19 protein-coding genes are annotated in these 19,623 nt (G+C 63.2%); 14 read left to right on the forward strand and 5 right to left on the reverse strand.

What is annotated here, in order from left to right; genetic code table 11:
- Positions 1 to 765 (forward strand): amidohydrolase family protein (locus tag H9X91_RS05390; RefSeq protein ID WP_204803321.1); only part of this gene is annotated, 765 nt, incomplete at its 5' end.
- 14 nt (positions 766 to 779) lie between these two features.
- Positions 780 to 1,472 carry an amino acid racemase gene (locus tag H9X91_RS05395; RefSeq protein ID WP_204803323.1) on the forward strand — a complete coding sequence of 231 codons (693 nt, stop codon included), beginning with the start codon at positions 780 to 782 and terminating at the stop codon, positions 1,470 to 1,472.
- 48 nt (positions 1,473 to 1,520) lie between these two features.
- Here the strand turns inward: H9X91_RS05395 and H9X91_RS05400 are convergent, their stop codons facing one another.
- Positions 1,521 to 2,015 carry a DUF4330 domain-containing protein gene (locus H9X91_RS05400; protein ID WP_204803326.1) on the reverse strand — a complete coding sequence of 165 codons (495 nt, stop codon included), beginning with the start codon at positions 2,013 to 2,015 and terminating at the stop codon, positions 1,521 to 1,523.
- A 133-nt stretch (positions 2,016 to 2,148) separates the two neighbouring features.
- Between H9X91_RS05400 and csaB the strand changes: the two genes are divergently transcribed.
- Together csaB and H9X91_RS05410 are read left to right on the forward strand one after the other, a co-directional pair.
- Positions 2,149 to 4,374, forward strand: a complete 2,226-nt coding sequence (gene csaB, locus H9X91_RS05405; protein ID WP_204803328.1) for a polysaccharide pyruvyl transferase CsaB — start codon at positions 2,149 to 2,151, stop codon at positions 4,372 to 4,374.
- Positions 4,375 to 4,408: 34 nt separating this feature from the next.
- Complete coding sequence (locus tag H9X91_RS05410) at positions 4,409 to 5,404, forward strand: D-isomer specific 2-hydroxyacid dehydrogenase family protein (protein WP_204803330.1); 996 nt, start codon at positions 4,409 to 4,411, stop codon at positions 5,402 to 5,404.
- Positions 5,405 to 5,408: 4 nt separating this feature from the next.
- Here the strand turns inward: H9X91_RS05410 and H9X91_RS05415 are convergent, their stop codons facing one another.
- Both H9X91_RS05415 and H9X91_RS05420 read right to left on the reverse strand, forming a co-directional pair.
- Positions 5,409 to 5,585 carry a DUF6774 domain-containing protein gene (locus H9X91_RS05415; RefSeq protein WP_204803332.1) on the reverse strand — a complete coding sequence of 59 codons (177 nt, stop codon included), beginning with the start codon at positions 5,583 to 5,585 and terminating at the stop codon, positions 5,409 to 5,411.
- Between the two features lie 124 nt (positions 5,586 to 5,709).
- A complete protein-coding gene (locus H9X91_RS05420; protein ID WP_243414448.1) occupies positions 5,710 to 6,975 on the reverse strand; it encodes a chloride channel protein in 1,266 nt (421 codons plus the stop codon).
- Positions 6,976 to 7,268: 293 nt separating this feature from the next.
- Here H9X91_RS05420 and serC point away from each other — a divergent pair, with 293 nt between their 5' ends.
- The 6 genes from serC (at position 7,269) to H9X91_RS05450 (ending at position 13,774) form a co-directional block, all read left to right on the forward strand.
- Positions 7,269 to 8,357, forward strand: coding sequence for a 3-phosphoserine/phosphohydroxythreonine transaminase (serC, locus tag H9X91_RS05425; RefSeq protein ID WP_204803336.1), 1,089 nt, complete (start codon positions 7,269 to 7,271; stop codon positions 8,355 to 8,357).
- A gap of 421 nt (positions 8,358 to 8,778) precedes the next feature.
- Positions 8,779 to 9,693: an NAD(P)-dependent oxidoreductase gene (locus tag H9X91_RS05430; protein WP_204803338.1), complete on the forward strand. Its 915-nt coding sequence runs from the start codon at positions 8,779 to 8,781 to the stop codon at positions 9,691 to 9,693.
- A gap of 191 nt (positions 9,694 to 9,884) precedes the next feature.
- A complete protein-coding gene (locus H9X91_RS05435) occupies positions 9,885 to 10,514 on the forward strand; it encodes a GntR family transcriptional regulator (protein WP_204803340.1) in 630 nt (209 codons plus the stop codon).
- Positions 10,515 to 10,524: 10 nt separating this feature from the next.
- A complete protein-coding gene (locus H9X91_RS05440; protein ID WP_204803342.1) occupies positions 10,525 to 11,634 on the forward strand; it encodes an ABC transporter ATP-binding protein in 1,110 nt (369 codons plus the stop codon).
- Positions 11,631 to 12,275 (forward strand): ABC transporter permease, encoded by a 645-nt coding sequence (locus H9X91_RS05445; RefSeq protein ID WP_204803344.1) that lies wholly within the window; start codon positions 11,631 to 11,633, stop codon positions 12,273 to 12,275. Before H9X91_RS05440 ends, H9X91_RS05445 begins: the two co-directional genes overlap by 4 nt.
- Positions 12,272 to 13,774 (forward strand): glycine betaine ABC transporter substrate-binding protein, encoded by a 1,503-nt coding sequence (locus H9X91_RS05450; RefSeq protein ID WP_204803346.1) that lies wholly within the window; start codon positions 12,272 to 12,274, stop codon positions 13,772 to 13,774. Before H9X91_RS05445 ends, H9X91_RS05450 begins: the two co-directional genes overlap by 4 nt.
- 140 nt (positions 13,775 to 13,914) lie before the next feature.
- Here H9X91_RS05450 and H9X91_RS05455 read toward each other — a convergent pair whose 3' ends face one another.
- Positions 13,915 to 14,541: a flavin reductase gene (locus tag H9X91_RS05455; protein ID WP_204803348.1), complete on the reverse strand. Its 627-nt coding sequence runs from the start codon at positions 14,539 to 14,541 to the stop codon at positions 13,915 to 13,917.
- A gap of 266 nt (positions 14,542 to 14,807) precedes the next feature.
- Between H9X91_RS05455 and ade the strand changes: the two genes are divergently transcribed.
- The 3 genes from ade (at position 14,808) to H9X91_RS05470 (ending at position 17,395) form a co-directional block, all read left to right on the forward strand.
- Entirely contained in the window at positions 14,808 to 16,532 is a 1,725-nt protein-coding gene (gene ade / locus H9X91_RS05460) for an adenine deaminase (protein WP_204803350.1), read from the forward strand.
- An 11-nt stretch (positions 16,533 to 16,543) separates the two neighbouring features.
- On the forward strand, positions 16,544 to 16,765 hold the full coding sequence (locus H9X91_RS05465; RefSeq protein ID WP_204803352.1) for a hypothetical protein: 222 nt from the start codon (positions 16,544 to 16,546) through the stop codon (positions 16,763 to 16,765).
- A gap of 183 nt (positions 16,766 to 16,948) precedes the next feature.
- Positions 16,949 to 17,395: an Hsp20/alpha crystallin family protein gene (locus H9X91_RS05470; RefSeq protein ID WP_204803354.1), complete on the forward strand. Its 447-nt coding sequence runs from the start codon at positions 16,949 to 16,951 to the stop codon at positions 17,393 to 17,395.
- 49 nt (positions 17,396 to 17,444) lie between these two features.
- Here H9X91_RS05470 and H9X91_RS05475 read toward each other — a convergent pair whose 3' ends face one another.
- Entirely contained in the window at positions 17,445 to 17,993 is a 549-nt protein-coding gene (locus H9X91_RS05475) for a cysteine hydrolase family protein (RefSeq protein WP_204803356.1), read from the reverse strand.
- 172 nt (positions 17,994 to 18,165) lie between these two features.
- Here H9X91_RS05475 and H9X91_RS05480 point away from each other — a divergent pair, with 172 nt between their 5' ends.
- Positions 18,166 to 19,614: a sodium-dependent transporter gene (locus H9X91_RS05480; RefSeq protein WP_204803358.1), complete on the forward strand. Its 1,449-nt coding sequence runs from the start codon at positions 18,166 to 18,168 to the stop codon at positions 19,612 to 19,614.
- The last annotated feature ends 9 nt before the right edge of the window (positions 19,615 to 19,623 follow it).

A 19,623-nucleotide genomic window follows, 5' to 3' on the forward strand; every position in this document is an offset into this window, starting at 1 on the left:
TCCCATCCCCGCACCCGCCCCCCGTATCTGGAGGCGGAGGCGGTGAGCCGCCTGCTGCGGATCGCCCAGGCGGCGGACGCGCCGGTGGTCATCGTCCACCTCACCAACCGGGAGGCCCTGCTGGAGGTGGACCACGCCCGGAAGCGGGGGCAGACCGTCTACGTGGAGACCTGCCCCCAGTACCTGCTGCTGGACGAGAGCGTGTATTTCAATGCAGATTACTCCGCCGCGGCCCGGTATGTCTGCGCGCCGCCCCTGCGGGACAAGGCGGAACAGGAATACCTGTGGAAGGGCCTGCGGCGGGGCGCCATCCAGACCGTGTCCACGGACCACTGCTCCTTCACCCTGGCCCAGAAGGACATGGGGCGGGAGGACTTCACGAAGATCCCCGGCGGCCTGCCCGGCGTGGAGACCCGGGGCGAGCTGATGTACTCCTACGGCGTGGCCAGGCGGAAGATCAGCGCCGCCCAGATGTGCCGGGTGCTCAGCGAGAATCCCGCCCGGCTGTACGGCCTCTATCCCCGCAAAGGCGTGCTGCGGCCCGGCAGCGACGCGGACATCGTGGTCTACGACCCCGGCGCCAGCCATGTGATCCGTGCGGAGGACTGCGTGGCAAATGTGGACTACAACCCCTACGAGGGCTTCGTCACCGCCGGCGGCATCCGGCAGGTGTGGCTGCGGGGCCGGCTGTCCGTGGAGGACGGCAAGGTCCTGGCGGAGGCCCCGGCGGGCAAGTACATGGCCCGGGGCAAGAATTCCCTGTAAGGAGGACCGCCGCTGTGAAAACCATCGGACTGCTGGGCGGTATGAGCTGGGAGAGCACTGTCCCCTATTATCAGATCATCAATGAGGCGGTCAAGGCCGCCCTGGGCGGACTGCACTCCGCCAGGATCCTGCTGTACAGTGTGGACTTTGCCGAGATCGAGGCCTGCCAGGCCACCGGGGACTGGGACCGCTCCGCCGCCATCCTGGGCGAGGCCGCCCAAAATCTGGAGCGGGCGGGGGCGGACCTGCTGGTCATCTGCACCAACACCATGCACAAGGTGGCGCCTCAGATCCAGAGTCAGATCCGCATCCCCCTGGTCCACATCGCAGAGGCCACTGCCGACGCGCTGCACCGGAAGGGCGTCTCCAGGGTGGCGCTGCTGGGCACCAAGTACACCATGACCCAGGACTTCTACAAGGACAAGCTCATCGCCTCCGGCATCGACGTGCTGATCCCGGAGGAGGATGACATCGCCTTTGTGAACCGCGTGATCTACGACGAGCTGTGCCTTGGCGTCATCTCCGAGGACTCCCGGCGGGGCTATCTGGCCGTCATCGACAAGCTGGCCGCCCGGGGCGCCCAGGGCGTGATCCTGGGCTGCACGGAGATCGGCCTGCTGATCCGCCAGTCCGACACCGCCCTGCCGGTGTTCGACACCACCCGGATCCACGCGGAGCGAGCCGCAGCGCTCGCGCTGGAGTCTTAGGTTCCGGATCCAAAAAAGCAGCCCGGCCGATGGCCGGGCTGCTCCGATTCAAGGCTCCTCCCACTGGACATCCACGATGGTGCCGTCAGAGAACTCGATGTACTCGCTCTTCAGAATGTAATCCGTCTTGCCGATCCGGACCTCCTGGTCCCCCACCTTGGTGGTCATGACCTCACCGGCAGGCGTCTCCGTGGTGGCGGTGAAGAACAGCGTCACTTGCTCCGGGTCCTCGATCCACTGTCCGTCAGGCCCCAGCACATAGTAGGGCTCCATCTCCACGCTTTCGATCTGGCCGCCCACCAGGGCGCCGGAGGCCATCAGATCCGACGGCAGATGGGCCTTGCAGGTCTCGTACAGCTCCGCGGGCACGCCCTCGCACTTGACCACGTAGGTCACCTTCACCATGCCGGTCTCTCCGTCTGTTCCTCCGCCGCTGCTGCCCAACAGCTTCCAGGCGCCGAAAGCCACCACTGCCAGGATCAGGATCACGGCGATGATGTCGATGATGTTGAACTTTCCGATGCGCTTTGCTTTTTCTTCCATGGTCTCCTCCGTAAACGGCGCAGATGCGCCTGTATTTGGCGTTTGTCGGCTGGACAATAACTGGTTCATATTGTATAATATTTTTTACGATTTCACAACCCCCATTTGCGAAAAGCGGAAAGAAAGGCATTCCATGAAAGTCATCCATCTCATCAGCGGCGGCGACTCCGGCGGCGCCAAGACCCACGTGCTGAGCCTGCTGCAGCATCTGAATCAGACCATCACCGCCCAGCTGGTGTGCTTCCGGGACGGCCCCTTTGCCGAGGAAGCCCGCCAGATGGGCATTCCCACCATGATCTATGAGGGCAACAACGTCTTCCGCACCCGGCGGACGCTGGCGGCCTATATCCGGGAGGGCGGCTATGAGATCATCCACTGCCACGGCTCCCGGGCCAACATGATCGGCGCCATGCTCCGCAAGGTCACAGGGCTGCCGGTGGTGACCACCGTTCACAGTGACTACCGGCTGGACTACATGGGCCGGCCTCTCAGCCACCTGACCTTCGGCACCATCAACGCCCTGGCCCTGCGGAAGCTGGACTACCGCATCGGCGTGTCTGACGCCATGGTGGACCTTCTGATCTCCCGGGGCTTCCCGGCGGACCGGTTCTACTCCATCTACAACGGCATCGACTTCACACCCCCGCCCCCTCAGGAGGACCGGCTGGAATACCTGCGGAGCCTGGGGGCGGATGTGGATGAGGACTCCGTGGTGGTGGGCATCGCCGCCCGGATGAATCCGGTGAAGGACATGGCCACCCTGGTGCGGGGCTTTGCCGCGGGCTATGCCAAGTGCCCCCGTCTGCGGCTGCTGATCGCCGGCGACGGCCCGGAAAAGGGCAGGCTCACCGCACTGGCGGCGGAGCTGGGCGTGGAGCGGCAGGTGTGCTTCGCCGGGTGGATCTCCGGCGGCATGGACCGGTTTTACAGCGCACTGGACATCAACGCCCTCACCAGCCTGTCGGAGACCTTCCCCTACGCTCTGACGGAGGGTGCCCGATTCCACCTGGCCACCGTCTCCACCGCTGTGGGAGGCATCCCCTATCTCATCGACCAGGGTGTGAACGGCTATCTCTTCCGCCCCGGCGACTGGCAGTCCCTGGGGAACTATCTGTCCGCCCTGGGCAGCGACGACGAGCTGCGCCGCCGGCTGGGAGAGAAGCTCTACGAAAAGGCCTCCTCTCATTTTTCCATCCAGAACACGGTGTCCACCCAACTGCAGATCTACGCCTCCATTCTCCGCCGTCACCAGCGCCGCTCCGCCGCGCGGGACGGCGTGGTGATCTGCGGTGCCTACGGCCGGGGCAACGCCGGCGACGATGCCATCCTGGAGGCCATTTTGCAGGAGATGCGATCCATCGACCCGGACATGCCCATGACGGTCCTCAGCAAGGACCCCAAGAGCACCCGGCTCACCTACCGGGTGCGGGCAGTGCACCGTTCCAATTTCCTGGCCTGGCACACAGCCATGTGGAACAGCCGCCTGTATATCAACGGCGGCGGCAGCCTAATCCAGGACGTGACCTCCCGCCGTTCCCTGTGGTTCTATCTGGCCAACATCCGGGCCGCCAAGCGGGCCGGCAACCGGGTGCAGATGTACGGCTGCGGCATCGGCCCCGTCACCCGGGAGAGCCACCGGAAGCTGGCCGCCAAGATCATCAACCAGAATGTGGACGTCATTACCCTGCGGGAGCCGGACTCCCTGGAGGAGCTGCGGTCCATGGGCGTCACAGAGCCGGAGATCCTGCTGACCGCCGACCCGGCCCTGACGCTGCGGAAGGCCCCGGATGACGAGGTCGACAGTGTGCTGCTGCGCTCCGGCATCCCGCCCCGCGGCCAGTATCTCTGCTTCGCCCTGCGGCGGTGGAAGGGCTTTGAGGAGAAGGCCCCTATCTTCGGGGCAGCTGCGGAGTACGCCTATCGCACCTATGGGCTGACGCCGGTGTTCGTGGCGGTGGAGAAGCATCTGGACCCTGGGGCCGGCCAGCTGGCCGCCCGGGGACTGACCATCCCCCACTATTTTCTCAACGATGCCGGCAGTGCCGGGACCATCATCGGCGCCCTCAGCCGGATGCAGGCGGTGGTGTCCATGCGGCTCCACGCCCTGATCTTCGCCGCCGGGCAGGGCATCCCCCTGGCGGGCGTGGTCTATGACCCCAAGGTCTCCGCCTTCCTGCGGTATATCGGGCAGGACCTGTTCGTGGACCTGGCGGATCTGACGGAGACAGACCTCCGGTCCATGATCGACCAGTGCGTGGCGCAGGCCGCCCACCCGGAGACTCAGGAGGCCGCAGTACGAACGCTCCAGGCCATGGAGCACAAAAATGTGGAGGTGGCCCGCCGGCTGCTGAAAAGCTGACGGGGCCCTCTGTCCAGAGAGTTTCGGAGGTTTTATGAAGATCATGGTCTATGAGGTCCGTCCCGACGAGCAGGCGGACCTGGAACAGCAGGCGGCGCTCCACGGCGTGGAGCTGGCCGTCACCGACGCAGTGCCCACGCTGGAAAACGCCGCCCTGGCCGCCGGCTGCGCCGGCGTCTCCATCCTGGGGCAGGGGCGGATCGACGCCGCCCTGCTGGACGCCTTTTATGCCCAGGGGGTGCGGTATCTCTCCACCCGGACCATCGGGTACGACCACATCGACCTGGACCACGCCCGCTCCATCGGCCTGCGGGTGTGCAACGCCCGCTATGATCCCAACGGCGTGGCGGACTTCACCGTCATGCTGATCCTCATGTGCCTGCGGCACTACAAGCAGGCCCTGTGGCGGGGGCAGGTCAACGATTTCTCCCTGGCCGGCCTTCAGGGCCGGGAGATGAAGGATCTGACCATCGGCATCATCGGCACCGGACGGATCGGCGCCCAGGTGGCCCGGAACCTCTCCGGCTTCGGCTGCCGCCTGGTGGCCTATGATCTGCGGCAAAATCCGGCGCTGGAGGGCATGGTGACCTATGTGGACTTTGACGGCCTGCTCTCCCAGTCGGACGTCATCACCCTCCACATGCCGCTGCTGGACTCCAACCGCCACCTCATCAACCGGGAGACCATCGCCAAAATGCGGGACGGCGTGGTGATCATCAACTGCTCCCGGGGCGAGATGGCGGACATCGAGGCGCTGATCGAGGGCATTGAGACGGGAAAGATCGGCGCCCTGGGCATGGACACCGTGGAGGGGGACGAGGGCATCATCCACGCCGACCACCGGGTGGACATCCTGCCCAACCGGAACTGGTTCTATCTCCACCAGTTCCGCAACGTCATCATGACCCAGCACATGGCCTTTTACACCGACGCCGCCGTGGCCAGCATGGTCTCCTGCGGCATCGGAGGCATCTGCGCTATGGCCGCCGGCGAGCCCTGCCCCACGGAGCTGACGCCGCCCGCTGTCTGATCCCTCAGGTCCGGCCCCCGCCGCGGCGGCGCTGGGCGGCGATCGTACCCAGCGTGTCCCCCAGCTGATTCAGCAGAACCGCCGCTAGCTCCAGATCCTCGTCGTTCAGCCCGGCGGCCAGCATGACCGCCAGGGTATTGACGGCGGTCGTCAGCGCCATGGGATCCCGGGGAAGTTCCATCATCGCATCACCGATGCTACTCTATGCCGGAATCGGGCGATCCAACCCAGTTTCCCGGTCAGAAATCCGATAAAGGCCCGGCTGCCAAGAATGGCAGCCGGGCCTTTTCATGCGCCGCCGCAAATCAGTCCTCTCCCTCCGAAGATCCCTCCTGGTGGAAGGGATCCACCGGCTCCCCGGCGTGGTGGGCGTTGGTGCGGACATTGATATACTGGGCCTTCAGCTTGGAGTAGACGATGGTCTGGCTGGAGTACAGGCCGTTGTAGCCCGACAGCATGTAGCTGATGCCGCAGGCCAGGGCGAAGTACAGCAGGCCACCGTCGCCGAACAGCTCCACAGACAGGAAGATGGACGCCAGCGGGCAGTTGGTGGCTCCGCAGAACACCGCCGTCAGGCCCACCGCGGCTGCAAAGCCCGCCGGGATCCCCAGCAGCGGCCCCGCCACACAGCCGAAGGTGGCCCCCACAAAGAAGGAGGGCACCACCTCGCCGCCCTTGAACCCGGCGGAGAGGGTCACGGCCGTGAACAGGATCTTCAGCAAAAACGCCTCCGGCCGGGCGGAGCCCTGCTCTACGGCGGCGGTGATGATGTCCATGCCGGCGCCGTTGTAGTCCCGGGTGCCGCAGAGGTACGTCAGGGCGATCACGGCGCAGCCGCCCGCGGCCACCCGCAGCCAGGCGTTGGGCAGGCGCTTTTTCATCTGATGCTCCGCAAAGTGCAGCGTCCTGCACAGCAGGACAGACACCAGCGCACAGCCCACCGCCAGCACCGCCACCCGCAGCAGCATCAGCTTCTCCAGCGCCGGCGCCGCCACGGCGAAGCGGGTGGGCGCCACGCCCATGGCCAGGGAGATCCAGTAGGACACCAGAGACGCCGTCAGGCACGGGATGAACGCCACGTGGTACACCACGCCGATGCTGATGACCACGATGGCGAACACGGTGGCGGTGAGGGGCGTGCCGAACAGGGCAGAGAAAAATGCCGCCATGCCGGCCATGGTGGCGGTGCGCAGGTCCCGGTCGTCCAGGCGGAACAGCCCTCCTGTGTGGTGGCCGATGGTGCCGCCCATCTGGAGGGCCGCCCCCTCCCGGCCGGCGCTGCCGCCGCACAGATGGGTCAGCACCGTGCCCAGAAAGATGGCAGGCAGCAGCCAGATGGAGAGCTTTTTGCCGTGGTGCACCGCCTCGATGATGTCGTTGGTGCCCTGGCCCTCGGTCTTTGTCAGCTTGTAGAAGGCCACGATCACAAGGCCCGCCGCCGGCAGGCACCACAGCAGCCACGGATGCTGCTCCCGCAGCTCCGTGGCCCGCTCCACACCGATGTGGAACAGGGACCCCACCACACCGCAGAACACCCCTGTGACCATCGCTACCGCCAGCCATTTGGCCATGGCCCGGACATACAGCCCCGCATGGGTCCTCCCCGGATCCGCTCTGTTTTCCACGTCCATTCCCCCCTGGTCCGCCGGGCCGGCATCCGCCGGCGGATCCTCACGTAAAGATTCCGCCAAGAATTATACGGCATGAGGGCGGTTTTTGCAACTGCATCCGGCGGGATTTTCTCCCGCGCGCGGCGCTTTCCGGTTGATTCCTGCAGATTCTATGCTATACTGGACTCAGAGACAGGCGTACAGCAGCACGCCGGCCGTGCGCCTGGAATTTGAAAGGTTTGGAGGATGAAAACATGAAATACGGACGTACCTACAACTTTTCCGCCGGACCCGCCATGATGCCTGAGGAGGTCCTGGAGGAGATCGCCGCTGAGATGATGAACTACCGGGGCAGCGGCATGTGCGTGATGGAGATGAGCCACCGCTCCAAGGTCTTCCAGCAGATCCGGGATGAGGCGGAGGCCGATCTCCGGACGCTGATGGGCATCCCGGACAACTACAAGGTCCTGTTCGTCCAGGGCGGCGGCACGGTCCAGTTCGCCATGGTGCCCATGAACCTGATGAAAAACGGCGTGGCCTGCTATGTGGAGACCGGCAACTGGTCCAAGAAGGCCATCAAGGAGGCTCAGAAGTACGGCGAGGTGAAGATCGTCGCCTCCTCCGCCGACAAGAACTTCTCCTACATCCCCGACTGCTCCGACCTGGACATCCCTGACAACGCGGACTATGTCTACATCTGCGAAAACGAGACCATCAACGGCACCACGTATTTCAAGCTGCCCGACACCAAGGGGAAGGTGCTGGTGAGCGACCAGTCCTCCATGTTTCTCTCCCGTCCCTGCGATGTGTCCAAGTACGGCCTGATCTGGGCGGGCGTGCAGAAGAACGTGGGCCCCGCCGGCATGGCAGTGGTCATCGTCCGGGAGGATCTGCTGCGGGACGACCTGCCCAAGTTCGTGCCCACCTACATGAGCTACAAGACCCACGCGGACAACGACTCCCTGTACAACACCCCCAACTGCTGGGCCATCTACTGCTGCGGCAAGGTGTTCAAGTACCTGCTGAAGAACGGCGGCCTGGAGGCCATGAACAAGCGCAACGAGGAGAAGGCCGCCATCCTCTATGACTTCCTGGACCAGAGCAAGTTCTTCACCGGCGCTGTCCGGAAGGAGGACCGCTCCCTGATGAACGTGCCCTTCGTCACTCCCAGCAAGGAGCAGGACGCCGACGTGGTGGCCGCCTCCAAGGCCGCGGGCTTCGACAACCTGAAGGGCCACAAGAGCGTGGGCGGCCTGCGGGCGTCCATCTACAACGCCATGCCCAAGGAGGGCGTGGAGGCTCTGGTGGAGTTCCTGAAGAAGTACGAGGCGGAGCACACTTAAAGAGGGGACTGCGTCCCCCCTTTACGCTCCGGCAGACCTGCGGTCTGCCTCCGCTATTCCCCCTCACCAGTGACGTCGGTCACTGGTGTGTGCGCCCCAAGGGCGCACGGGTCGGGGAATTTTCGACAGGTACACGCCCTGCCGAAAATGATTAGAATTTATTCTTTCGCCGGAGGCGAACGAACTGGGGAAACCGGATGGTTTCCCCTAGCCCCCTTCCTTTTGAGGGGCGGAGCATTTGGTGGGATGCCATAGGCATATCTCCACTCTCTATTCTCCACTCTTCACTCTGGCGAAGCCTGACGCTTCGCCTCCCCCTTCCGGTTTGCCGGTGACGCCTGTCCCCCAATGGGCGTTTGGGATTTTCCGACGTTGGCACCCCTGGGGTGTGCCGGAAATGCATGAAAGGGGTCATATCAATATGGCATTGAGAGTTTTGGTCACCGACGGCATGGACGCCGGCGCGATGGAACAGCTGCGCAAAGATGGGTATGAGGTCGTTGAGCAGTTTTACGAGCCCGACCAGCTAGGCACGGCCCTGCGGGAGTTTGACGTGGTCATCATCCGCAGCGCCACCAAGATCAAGGAGCCGCAGATCGATGCCGCTGCGGGCAGCCGCCTGAAGCTCATCATCCGCGCCGGCGTGGGCGTGGACAACATTGCAGTGAAATATGCGGAGGAACACGGCATCCAGGTCAGAAACACGCCCCGCGCCTCCTCCAACGCGGTGGCGGAGCTGGCCCTGGCGCTGCTGTTCTCCTGCGCCCGGAACATCTCCATCGCGGGCCACACCATGCGGGAAAACAAGTGGGAGAAGAAGGCCTACTCCAAGGGCTTTGAGCTTGCCGGAAAGACCATGGGCGTCATCGGCTACGGCCGGATCGGCCAGATGGTGGGCGCCAAGGGTCAGGCCCTGGGCATGGATGTGCTGTCCGTGGTCCACCGGAACAAGCCGGAGGGCTGCGAGTGCGAGACCATGCACTTCGTCTCCATGGACGAGCTGCTCTCCCGGTCCGACATCATCGTCCTCTGCGCCCCCGGCGGCGACAGGCCCCTGGTGGATGCAGAGTCTCTGGCCAAAATGAAGGACGGCGTGGTGATCATCAACGTCTCCCGGGGCTCCAACGTGGATGAGGCGGCCCTGCTGGAGGCGCTGAACAGCGGCAAGGTCAAGGCCGCCGGCCTGGATGTGTGGATGAGCGAGAAGGATCCCAACTGGGCTCTGGCCCAGCATCCGGCCGTCTCCTGCACGCCCCATATCGGAGCAGGCACCAAGGAGGCGCAGAAACGCATCGGCGCGGAATTGGTGGATATCGTGGAGCATTTCGGAAAATAAGCTCATCCGCTCAGGCCCCCTCCCGCGAAATCGGGAGGGGGCTTCTTTTTCCGCCCATTTCTACTTTTTCCTTTTTCCGCAAATTTTCCTTAAATTTTTATCGTTTTTTAACTGCCATCTCTATTTACTTTTTAAAGTTGGCAGTGTATAATAGGGACCATACAATCGCAGAAGAGAAGGTGATGGATCCCATGAGGCAGGCAGTTGTCCCGGCCCAGTATCTGCAGATCGCGCTGGATCTGGCCACACGCATCGCCCAGGGGGAGCTGGCGGAGGGCAGCCGGATCTACGGCCGGTCCGTGCTGGCATCGGAGTACGGCGTCTCTCCGGAGACGATCCGCAAGGCCCTGCGGCTGCTGGCGGATATGAAGGTGGTGGACGTAAAGCCCCAGAGCGGGGCCGTGGTCCTCTCCGCCGACAGCGCCAGGCGGTACATCGACAACTTCTCCGAAGACGCGGACATCCACTCTCTGCGCTGTCAGCTGAAGGACCTGCTGGCGGAATCCGCAGAGGTGAACCGGCGCATGGCGGAAACGGTGACGGCCCTGGTCAAGAGCCAGGATACCTTCGCAGCTGCCGGCCAGCCGCTTCCCAACTACGAGGTCCCTGTTCCAAAGGATTCCCCCCTGATCGGGAAAAGCATCGGAGAGCTGCAGTTCTGGCAGTCCACCGGCGGCACCATCGTGGCCATCCGGCGGGGCCAGACGGTGATCCTCTCCCCCGGCCCCTACGCCGAACTGTACGGCGGTGACGTCATCATCCTGGTGGGAAGCCCCAGCGCCGCGGAAGCGGCCCACCGGCTAGTAACGACAAAGGAGTGAAGGCAGCAGTATGATCCAGTTTGAACACGTATCCAAAAGCTATGGCAAGACCCCGGTCCTGAAGGACCTGAATTTCACCATTCCCGATGGACAGTTCGTGGTCCTGATCGGCCCCTCCGGCTGCGGTAAAACCACCACCATGAAGATGATCAACCGCCTGCTGGAGCCGGATACCGGCACCATCCGCATCGACGGAAAAGATGTCCACAGCCAGGACAAGGTGGAACTGCGGCGGCATATCGGCTATGTCATCCAGCAGATCGGCCTGTTCCCCAACATGACTGTGGCCCAGAACATCTGCGTGGTGCCCAGGCTGCTGAAGTACGACAAGGCCCGGTGCGACGAGATCGTCCAGGAGATGCTGCAGCTGGTCCATATGGAGCAGTATGCCAACAAGTACCCCTCTGAGCTCTCCGGCGGCCAGCAGCAGCGCATCGGCGTGCTGCGGGCCCTGGCGGCCTCTCCCCCCATCGTGCTGATGGATGAGCCCTTCTCCGCCCTGGATCCCCTGACCCGGGAATCCCTGCAGGATGAGGTGAAGAGCCTGCAGCAGAAGCTGAACAAGACCATCGTCTTCGTCAGCCACGACATGAGCGAGGCGCTGAAGCTGGCAGACATCATCATCTTTATGTCCGCCGGTGAGGTGGTGCAGATGGCCTCTCCCGAGGAGATGCTGGAGCATCCCGCCAACGACCTGGTCCGCACGTTTATGGGCAAGCACACGCCGGACACGGCGCCCTCCAAGGTGGAGAGCTTCATGCGCACCAATGTGTTCAGCGTCCACAAGGACCGTGGCGTGCTGGAGTGCGCGGAGCGCATGGCCCGCGGCAGCGTGGATACCCTGCTGGTCACGGACGAACAGAACCGGTACTTAGGCACGATCTCCATCGGCGACATCCGCCACTGGGGACGGGAGCTCACGACCATCGAGCCCCTGATCCGCCAGACCGCCCGGACCGTCCGGGTGGGCGACGAGGCCAAAGAGAGCTTCGACTATCTGCTGGACTCCGGCGCCAACTACGTGGTGGTGCTGAACGCGGACGACACCATCGCCGGCATCGTCACCAAGACCAGCGTTGCCCGCTCCGTGGCGGAGAATCTGTGGGGTGAGGCCAAATGATGACTCTGATCCAGGACTACGGAGCGGATCTGCTGCGGGCCATCGGCCAGCACACGGTGTATGTGCTGATCTCCGCGGCCATCGGCTTTGCCGTGGGGCTGGTGTTCGGCATCCTGCTCTCCCGGGTCCCCCGATGGCTGTCCGGCATCATCATCCCCATCCTCTCCATCTTCCAGACCATCCCGGGCCTGGTGTTCATCGGCGTGCTGTTCATCTGGTGGGGCAACATCTATCCCACGGTGATCGTGGCACTCAGTGTCTACGCCATGTTCCCGGTGCTGAAAAACACCTACACCGGCATTCTGGAGGTGGAGAGCCAGTATATCGAAGCCGCCAAGGGCTGCGGCATGTCCTCTCTTCAGACGCTGCTGCTGGTGGAGCTTCCCCTGGCCATGCCGGTCATCATCGCAGGGCTCCGGATGGCCACCATCTACACCGTCTCCTGGGCGGTGCTGGCCTCCATGATCGGATTGGGGGGCCTGGGGGACTTCGTATACCGGGGCACCAATTCCAACAATAACACCCTGATCCTGCTGGGGGCCATCCCGGCGGCCATTTTGGCCATTCTCTTCGGACTGGTGATCGACCTGCTGCAGAAAAAGGTCACGCCCCGTGGCCTGCGGAAGGAGGCGGGCAGATGAGCTGGGATCTGATCTTCCAACACCTGTTTATCGTGCTGGCGGCCAGCCTGCTGTCCATCGCCGTCGGCCTGCCCCTTGGCATCTGGGCCTATGTGTCCAAAGTGGCTCGTCCGGTGATCCTGCGGATCGTGGACCTGCTGCAGACCATCCCCTCCCTGGCGCTGCTGGGCATCATCATGGTGGTGCTGGATCCGGGCAAGCTGACGGTCATCACAGGCATCACCCTCTACTCCCTGCTCCCCATTGTGCGGAACACCTGCCTGGGACTTCAGGAGGTGGATCCCGGCGTGAAGGAGGCCGCCCGCGGCATGGGCATGAGCAAGCCCTACCGCGTGCTGATGGTGGAGTTTCCCCTGGCCTTCCCCACGGTGTTCACCGGCATCCGCATCGCGGTGGTGAACGCCATCGGCACCGCTGTGTTCGCGGCCTTCGTGGGCGGCGGCGGCCTGGGCGGCGTCATTACTCAGGCTATCCGCATCTCGGATATGCCTCTGATCCTGGCGGCCACCGGTGTGCTTATGGTCATCGCCGTGGCGCTGGACTTCATCATGAGCTGGTTCGAAGGCCAGATGCGCAAGAGTCGGGGTGGCTCCAAAAAGATGTGGATCCCGGTGGCGCTGATCGTGGCGGCCTTCATCGCCCTGCTGCCCTATGGACGGGGCGGCACCGGCGACATCCTGCTGTATGACGGCGACTACTCCGAGACCCAGCTGATGCACCACATGGTGAAGATGCTGGTGGAGGACCAGACGGACCTGACCGTCACCATCCAGGACCAGATGTCCCAGGTGAACAACTGGAATGCCCTGAAGGATGACGGCCACACCTGCGACCTGATGATCTCCTACGACGGCACACTGCTGACCACCTTCTTCCATCAGGACACCCCCGACGTGCCGGAGGGCATGACCATCTACGAGTATGTGAAGGAAAAGGCCCTGGCAGACTATGACATCCATGTACTGGGCCGGCCCGGCTTTGAAAACACCTATGCCATCGGCGTGCCTCAGGAGCTGGCAGATACGTACGGTCTGGAGACCATCAGCGACCTGATCCCCATCGCGGATCAGCTGACCTTCGGCGCGGAGCAGGAGTTCTTCACGCTGGAGGGCAGCATGAAGTACGATCCCTTCGTGAAGTTCTACGGCCTGAATTTCAAGGACGCGGTATCCGTGGACATGGGCCTGAAATACTCCGCCATCGAAAACGGCACCTTTGACGTATCTGTGGTCTACACCACAGACGGTCTGAACATCAAGACCGGCCTGAAGGTCCTGGAGGATGACCAGAGCTTCTTCCCGGACTACTACGGAATGTACATCGTCCGGGGCGACCTGCTGGAGAAATACCCGGAGGTGGAGGGCATCCTGGAGCAGCTGACCGGGAAGATCTCCACCCAGCAGATGACCGAGCTGACCTATCAGGTGGATGTGGAAGGCCGCACCGTGGACGAGGTGGCCCGCGAGTTCCTGGTGAGCCTGGGCTTGCTGGACGCCTGACGCCATCCGAAAAGAACGCTCCGGAGCGGCAAAGCCCCGGAGCGTTTTTCGGAACAGATCTTTCGGACCGCACAGCGCTCTGCCCTCCGGCACGCAGCCGGCAGCAGCGGGCCCCGCGCCATTCGGCGCGGGGCCTGTCCTCATTTTTCGATCTTCACGAACTTCTCCGCCGGGGCGCCGCACAGGGGGCACCGGAAGTCCGGCGGCAGGGACTCTCCCTCGTACACATAGCCGCAGACGGTGCAGCGGTAGCCATTGATCTCCACGGTGCGGTAGACGGTGGCGGCAGGCGGCGTGGCCTTGCCCCGGTCCGTGTAGGCCTGGAGGGTCAGCACCTTCCCGTCCCCCAGGACCTCCGCCTCCGCAGCCTGTCCTACAAACAGGATATAGCTGCCGATCTCCAGCCGGTCCACCACCTTGCAGGCGATGCGGGAGACCATATGCTCCTTCAGATAGGGGTTGCCGCTGCCGTCTGTCTGGACCTCCCGGCCGGCGAACTTGTCCGCCACCCGGCCGGACTTGTAGCCAAAGGTGTCGATCAGCTCCGCCGGCGCGTCCGCGTCCAGCAGCGTGACGGAAAAGCTCCCAGCCGCCTGGACAGCCTTGCAGGTCTCGTGGTCCTTGTTCACCGCCACCGTGAACTTGGGCGGGAAAGAGGAAGTCACCTGGTGGAACGAGTTGACGATGCAGCCGTGGTTCCTGCCATCCGCCGCCGCTGAGAGCAGACAGAGGGCGTAGTCCATTTTCTGATACGCTTTGTTATCCATGTTGCCTTCCTTTCTGGCGGCTCCGGCCGCCGATCCCCGGAAAATCCTCTGTGACCATTTTATATATTTAATATATAGTTTACCAGAAGCGCCCGGCAGATGCCTGTTGCAGCCGCGACTGGTCCGCCGCAAAAATTTTCTCCCGTTTTCTGTGGACAAATACCGGTTTATGGCTTATACTCTCTATAACCATACAGCATTATTGCAATTTATATCTGATATAAGTTAATATGATGCTTTCAATTTTCAACAGAAGGAGTGGTTCTATGTCTGAGAGCTACGCTGGCAAGATCAACCGGAAGCTGCTGAAAAAGCGCCGCATCATCAACGCCGCCGCCGGGCGGGAGCCGGCGGACCTGGTGCTGAAGAACGCCACCTATGTCAACGTCTTCTCCAACGAGCTCTGCCACGCCGACATCGCCGTGGCGGAGGGGCTGATCGTGGGCATGGGCCAGTACTCCGGCACCGTGGAGGAGGACTGCACCGGCAAGATCGTCCTCCCCGGCTTCCTGGACGCCCACATCCATCTGGAGAGCTCCCTGGTCTCCCCCAAGGAGTTCGTGAAGGCCGTGCTGCCCCACGGCACCACCACCGTCATCACCGACCCCCACGAGATCGCCAACGTCATGGGCACCGACGGCATCGAGTACATGCTCCAGGCCACGGAGGACCTGCCGGTGGACGTGCGGTTCATGCTGCCCTCCTGCGTGCCGGCCACGCCTCTGGACGAGTCCGGCGCCGTGCTGGACTACCGGGCCATCGACTCCTTCTACGACCATCCCCGGGTCCAGGGCCTGGCGGAGATGATGAACTTCGTGGGCATCATCGCCGGGGACGACCAGCCGGTGGAGAAGATCGTGGCCGCCCAGGCCCACCACAAGAAGATCGACGGCCATGCGCCGGACCTGGTGGGCAACGACCTGAACGCCTACATCGCCGCCGGCGTCTACTCCGACCACGAGTGCCACGACCTGAACGACGCCATCGCCAAGCTGGAGCGGGGCCAGTTCATCATGATCCGGGAGGGAACCGCCGCCCGGAATCTGGACGCCCTGGCCCCCCTGCTGTGCGACAAATACTCCGAGCGGTGCATGTTCTGCACCGACGACAAGCACCCCAACGACCTGCTGGAAAAAGGCCACATCGACTACATCGTCAAGCGGGCCATCGGCCTGGGGGTGGACCCCATCACCGCCGTGAAGGTGGCCTGCCACAATGCCGCCCGGTACTTCCTGCTGAACAACCGGGGCGCCATCGCCCCGGGCTACCTGGGGGACTTTGTCATCATTGACAGCTTCCAGGACTTCCACATCGAGAAGGTGTTCAAGAAAGGCGAGCTGATGGTGGATCACGGCGTGGTGAAGGACTTCCCCACCCCGGCCATCGACCCCTACCTGACGGAGCGGGCCCACAGCACCTTCCACGTGGAGCACCTGACGGCGCAGGACTTCACGGAGGCCCGGCCCCGGGGCATCATCGGTATGGTGAACGGGGAGATCACCACCGTGGACGCCGGCTACTCCGACCGGATCGACGCGGAGTACGACGTGCTGAAGATCGCCGTGGTGGAGCGCCACAAGAACACCCGCCACATCGGCATCGGCTTCCTCCAGGGCTACGGTTTGAAATCCGGCGCTGTGGCCACCTCCGTCTCCCACGACTCCCACAACATCATCGTGGTAGGCACCAGCGAGGCCGACATGGCCGCCGCCGCCAACCGGGTGGTGGAGCTGAACGGCGGCATCGTGGTCTGGGACGGCGGCAAGCCCGTGGCGGAGGTCCCCCTGTCCATTGCCGGCATCATGAGCGACGAACCCCTGACCGCCGTCAATGAGAAGCTGGAATTCGCCAAGGCCAAGGCCCACGCCCTGGGCGTCAACCCGGGCATCGACCCCTTCATGACCCTGAGCTTCATGGCCCTGCCGGTGATCCCCTCCCTGCGGATCACCACCCGGGGCGTGTTCGACGTGACCACCCAGAGCTATGTGTGAGGAGACCGCATATGCTGGAATTTCTTCTTGGGGCGTGCTTTTTCCTGTGCATCTTTGCCCCCTTCACCTTCGTGATCTTTCTGATCGACGCCATCAAAAAGGTCGTCTCCGGCGAGGGAAATGAGTATCTCTCCGGACTCGGCGCCGGGCTGAGTCTGCTGATCATACTGGGGGGATCTTCTATCTGTTGCTGTGAAGGCAACTGGTTAGCACTCCTTTCACTTGAGTGCTAATGTTTACAAATCGTTCAAACAAATGACACACAATATCCGATTTTCCATCCTATCATAAGACTCGAAAAGAAGAACAGGAGGTCTTGAGAAAGGCGCCTGTTCCCCCCGGCGGCACATCCTCCATGATCCGTCTGCCGCCGGTCCCAACCACGGATCATCAGGATTTGATAGGAGGAATCGAATATGTTTGAACTGAGACCTTACCGCAGAAACACCATGAGCACCTGGAACCCCTTCTCTGAGATGGAAGAGATGGAGCGCCGTTTCTTCAACAACGACTTCTTCACGGGCCGGGGCCTGGCGGAGTTCAAGACCGACATCACCGACGAGGGCGACCACTACGAGCTGAAGGCCGACCTGCCCGGCTTCAAGAAGGAGGACATCCAGCTGCAGCTGGACGGCGATACCCTCACCATCCAGGCCCAGCGCCACTCCGAGCATGAGGAGCAGGAGAAGAAGGGCAAGTATGTGTGCTGTGAGCGCTCCTACGGCGCCTACAGCCGGAGCTTCGACGTCTCCGGCATTCGGACGGAGGACATCAAAGCCGCCTACGACAATGGCGTGCTGGATCTGAAGCTGCCCAAGAAGACGGCGGAGGTCTCTTCCAGCCGGCAGATCAGCATCGAATAAGGGCTGAAGTCAGACCGGGCCCGCGGCATTCTGCCGCGGGCCCGGTTTTTTACGTCTCGTTCTCCACTGTGATCTGGCAGGGCCCCATGGCCGCCAGGGCGGCCCGGTGGCTCTCCGGCGTCACGCCGGCGCAGCAGGCGGCGTCCACAACGACCTCCGCCTCCGGCAGAAACGCCTTCACCAAAAGGGCGTTGGAGATCACGCAGATATCCGTGCACAAGCCGACGAGCGTGACCTGTTCCACCCCCGGCTCTCCCTGGCGGCGCAGGTCCTCGTCCCGGGCCTTCAGCAGCGCCCCCAGATACTGGCTGCCGAAGGTGGGCTTGTCGATGGGGTGCTCTGCGTATTTTTGCAGAGGCTCCACGATCTCCCATCCCTCCGTGCCCCGGATGCAGTGGGGCACCGGCAGCTTCTTCCCCTCCTGGGTGTTCAAGTAATCCGTTTCATGGGTGTCCCGGGTGAAGAGGATCTTCTCTCCCCGGCGGATGCCCTCCTCCACCCGGTCCACCACCCGGGGCACGATCTCCCGGGCCTCCGGCGTGCCCAGCGCACCGGAGACAAAGTCGTTCTGCATGTCCACAACGATCAGTACGTTCATCACAGCGCCTCCTTTGCCCCACATCATAGCAGAGATCTTCCACATCCGCAAGGTCCCGTCCTGCCAGGCGGGAAAAGATGATTGACTTCTCCCCCTTTCCGGTTTAAGATAGGGAAGGTCTGTCTGCGGGCGTGGTTCCGGCAGACGGGAAAAATGAGAAGGAGAGAGAAACTTGAGTCGAGAAAACTTCCGGTCCCGGCTGGGATTCATTCTGGTGAGCGCCGGCTGCGCCATCGGCATCGGAAACGTGTGGAAATTCCCCTACGTCACCGGTGCCAACGGCGGCGGCGTATTCGTGCTGTTCTATATTCTGTCCCTCATCATCATGGGCGTGCCCATCCTGACCATGGAGCTGGCGGTGGGCCGTGCCAGCCGCAAGAGCGCCGTGGAGGGCTACCGGGCCCTGGAGCCCAAGGGCAGCCGCTGGCATGTCCACGGCTGGCTTGGCATCATCGGCTGCTGCCTGCTGATGATGTTCTACACCACGGTGGCCGGCTGGATGCTGGGCTACTGCGTCAAGTTCGCCGCCGGCACATTCAACGGCATGACCCCCGCCGATGTGGACGCCGTGTGGACCAATATGCTGGCCAACCCCGGCGAGATGACGCTGTGGATGGCGCTCATCGTCCTGGCGGGCTTCGCCGTGTGCAGCTTCGGCCTGCAGAAGGGCCTGGAGCGGATCAGCAAGTGGATGATGATCTGCCTGCTGGCCCTGATCGTGATCCTGGCCGTCAACAGCCTGACCCTGGAGGGCGCCATGGAGGGCGTGAAGTTCTATCTGCTGCCGGACTTTGAGCGGGCGGCGGAGGTCGGCATCGGCAACGTGATCGTGGCCGCTATGAACCAGTCCTTCTTCACCCTGAGCCTGGGGATCGCCGCCATGGAGATCTTCGGCAGCTACATGTCCGACGCCAACCGCCTCCCCGGCGAGGCGGTGCGGATCTGCTGCCTGGACACCTTCGTGGCCCTCATGTCCGGCATGATCATCTTCCCCGCCTGCTCCAGCTTCGGCATCGAGGCCAGCAGCGGCCCTCCTCTGATCTTCCTGACCCTGCCCCGGGTGTTCGTCAGCATGGCCGGCGGCCGGGTGTGGGGCGCCCTGTTCTTCCTGTTCCTGACCTTCGCCAGCTTCACCACGATCATAGCGGTGTTCGAGAACATCATGGCCTGCTGCATGGACACCTTCGGCTGGTCCCGGAGGAAAGCCACCATCCTGGGCTGCGTCTTCATGCTCCTGGCCAGCATGCCCTGTCTGCTGGGCTACAACCTGTGGTACTTCGAGCTGACCCTGCCCAACGGCGTTACGGGCCAGGTCCAGGACGTGGAGGACTTCCTGGTGAGCAACCTGCTGCTGCCCATCGGGTCCCTGATCTACCTGCTCTTCTGTGTGAGCAAGTGGGGCTGGGGCTTTGACCGCTATCTGGCCGAGGCCAACAAGGGCACCGGCCTGGGGATGTCCCCCAAGCTGAAGCGCTATTTCCAGTTCGTGCTGCCGCTGCTGATCCTGGTGATCCTGCTGGTGGGCCTCGCCACCTGGTTCTGGCGCATCCTGGTGTGCGCCGTGGTGGTGCTGTTCGTCTGGTTCATGGCCCGGCGCGGCGCTGCCAAGGCCTCCCGTTGAGAACATCGG

It is taken from the genome of Oscillibacter valericigenes (assembly GCF_016902445.1).
Lineage (GTDB): Bacteria > Bacillota > Clostridia > Oscillospirales > Oscillospiraceae > Oscillibacter > Oscillibacter avistercoris.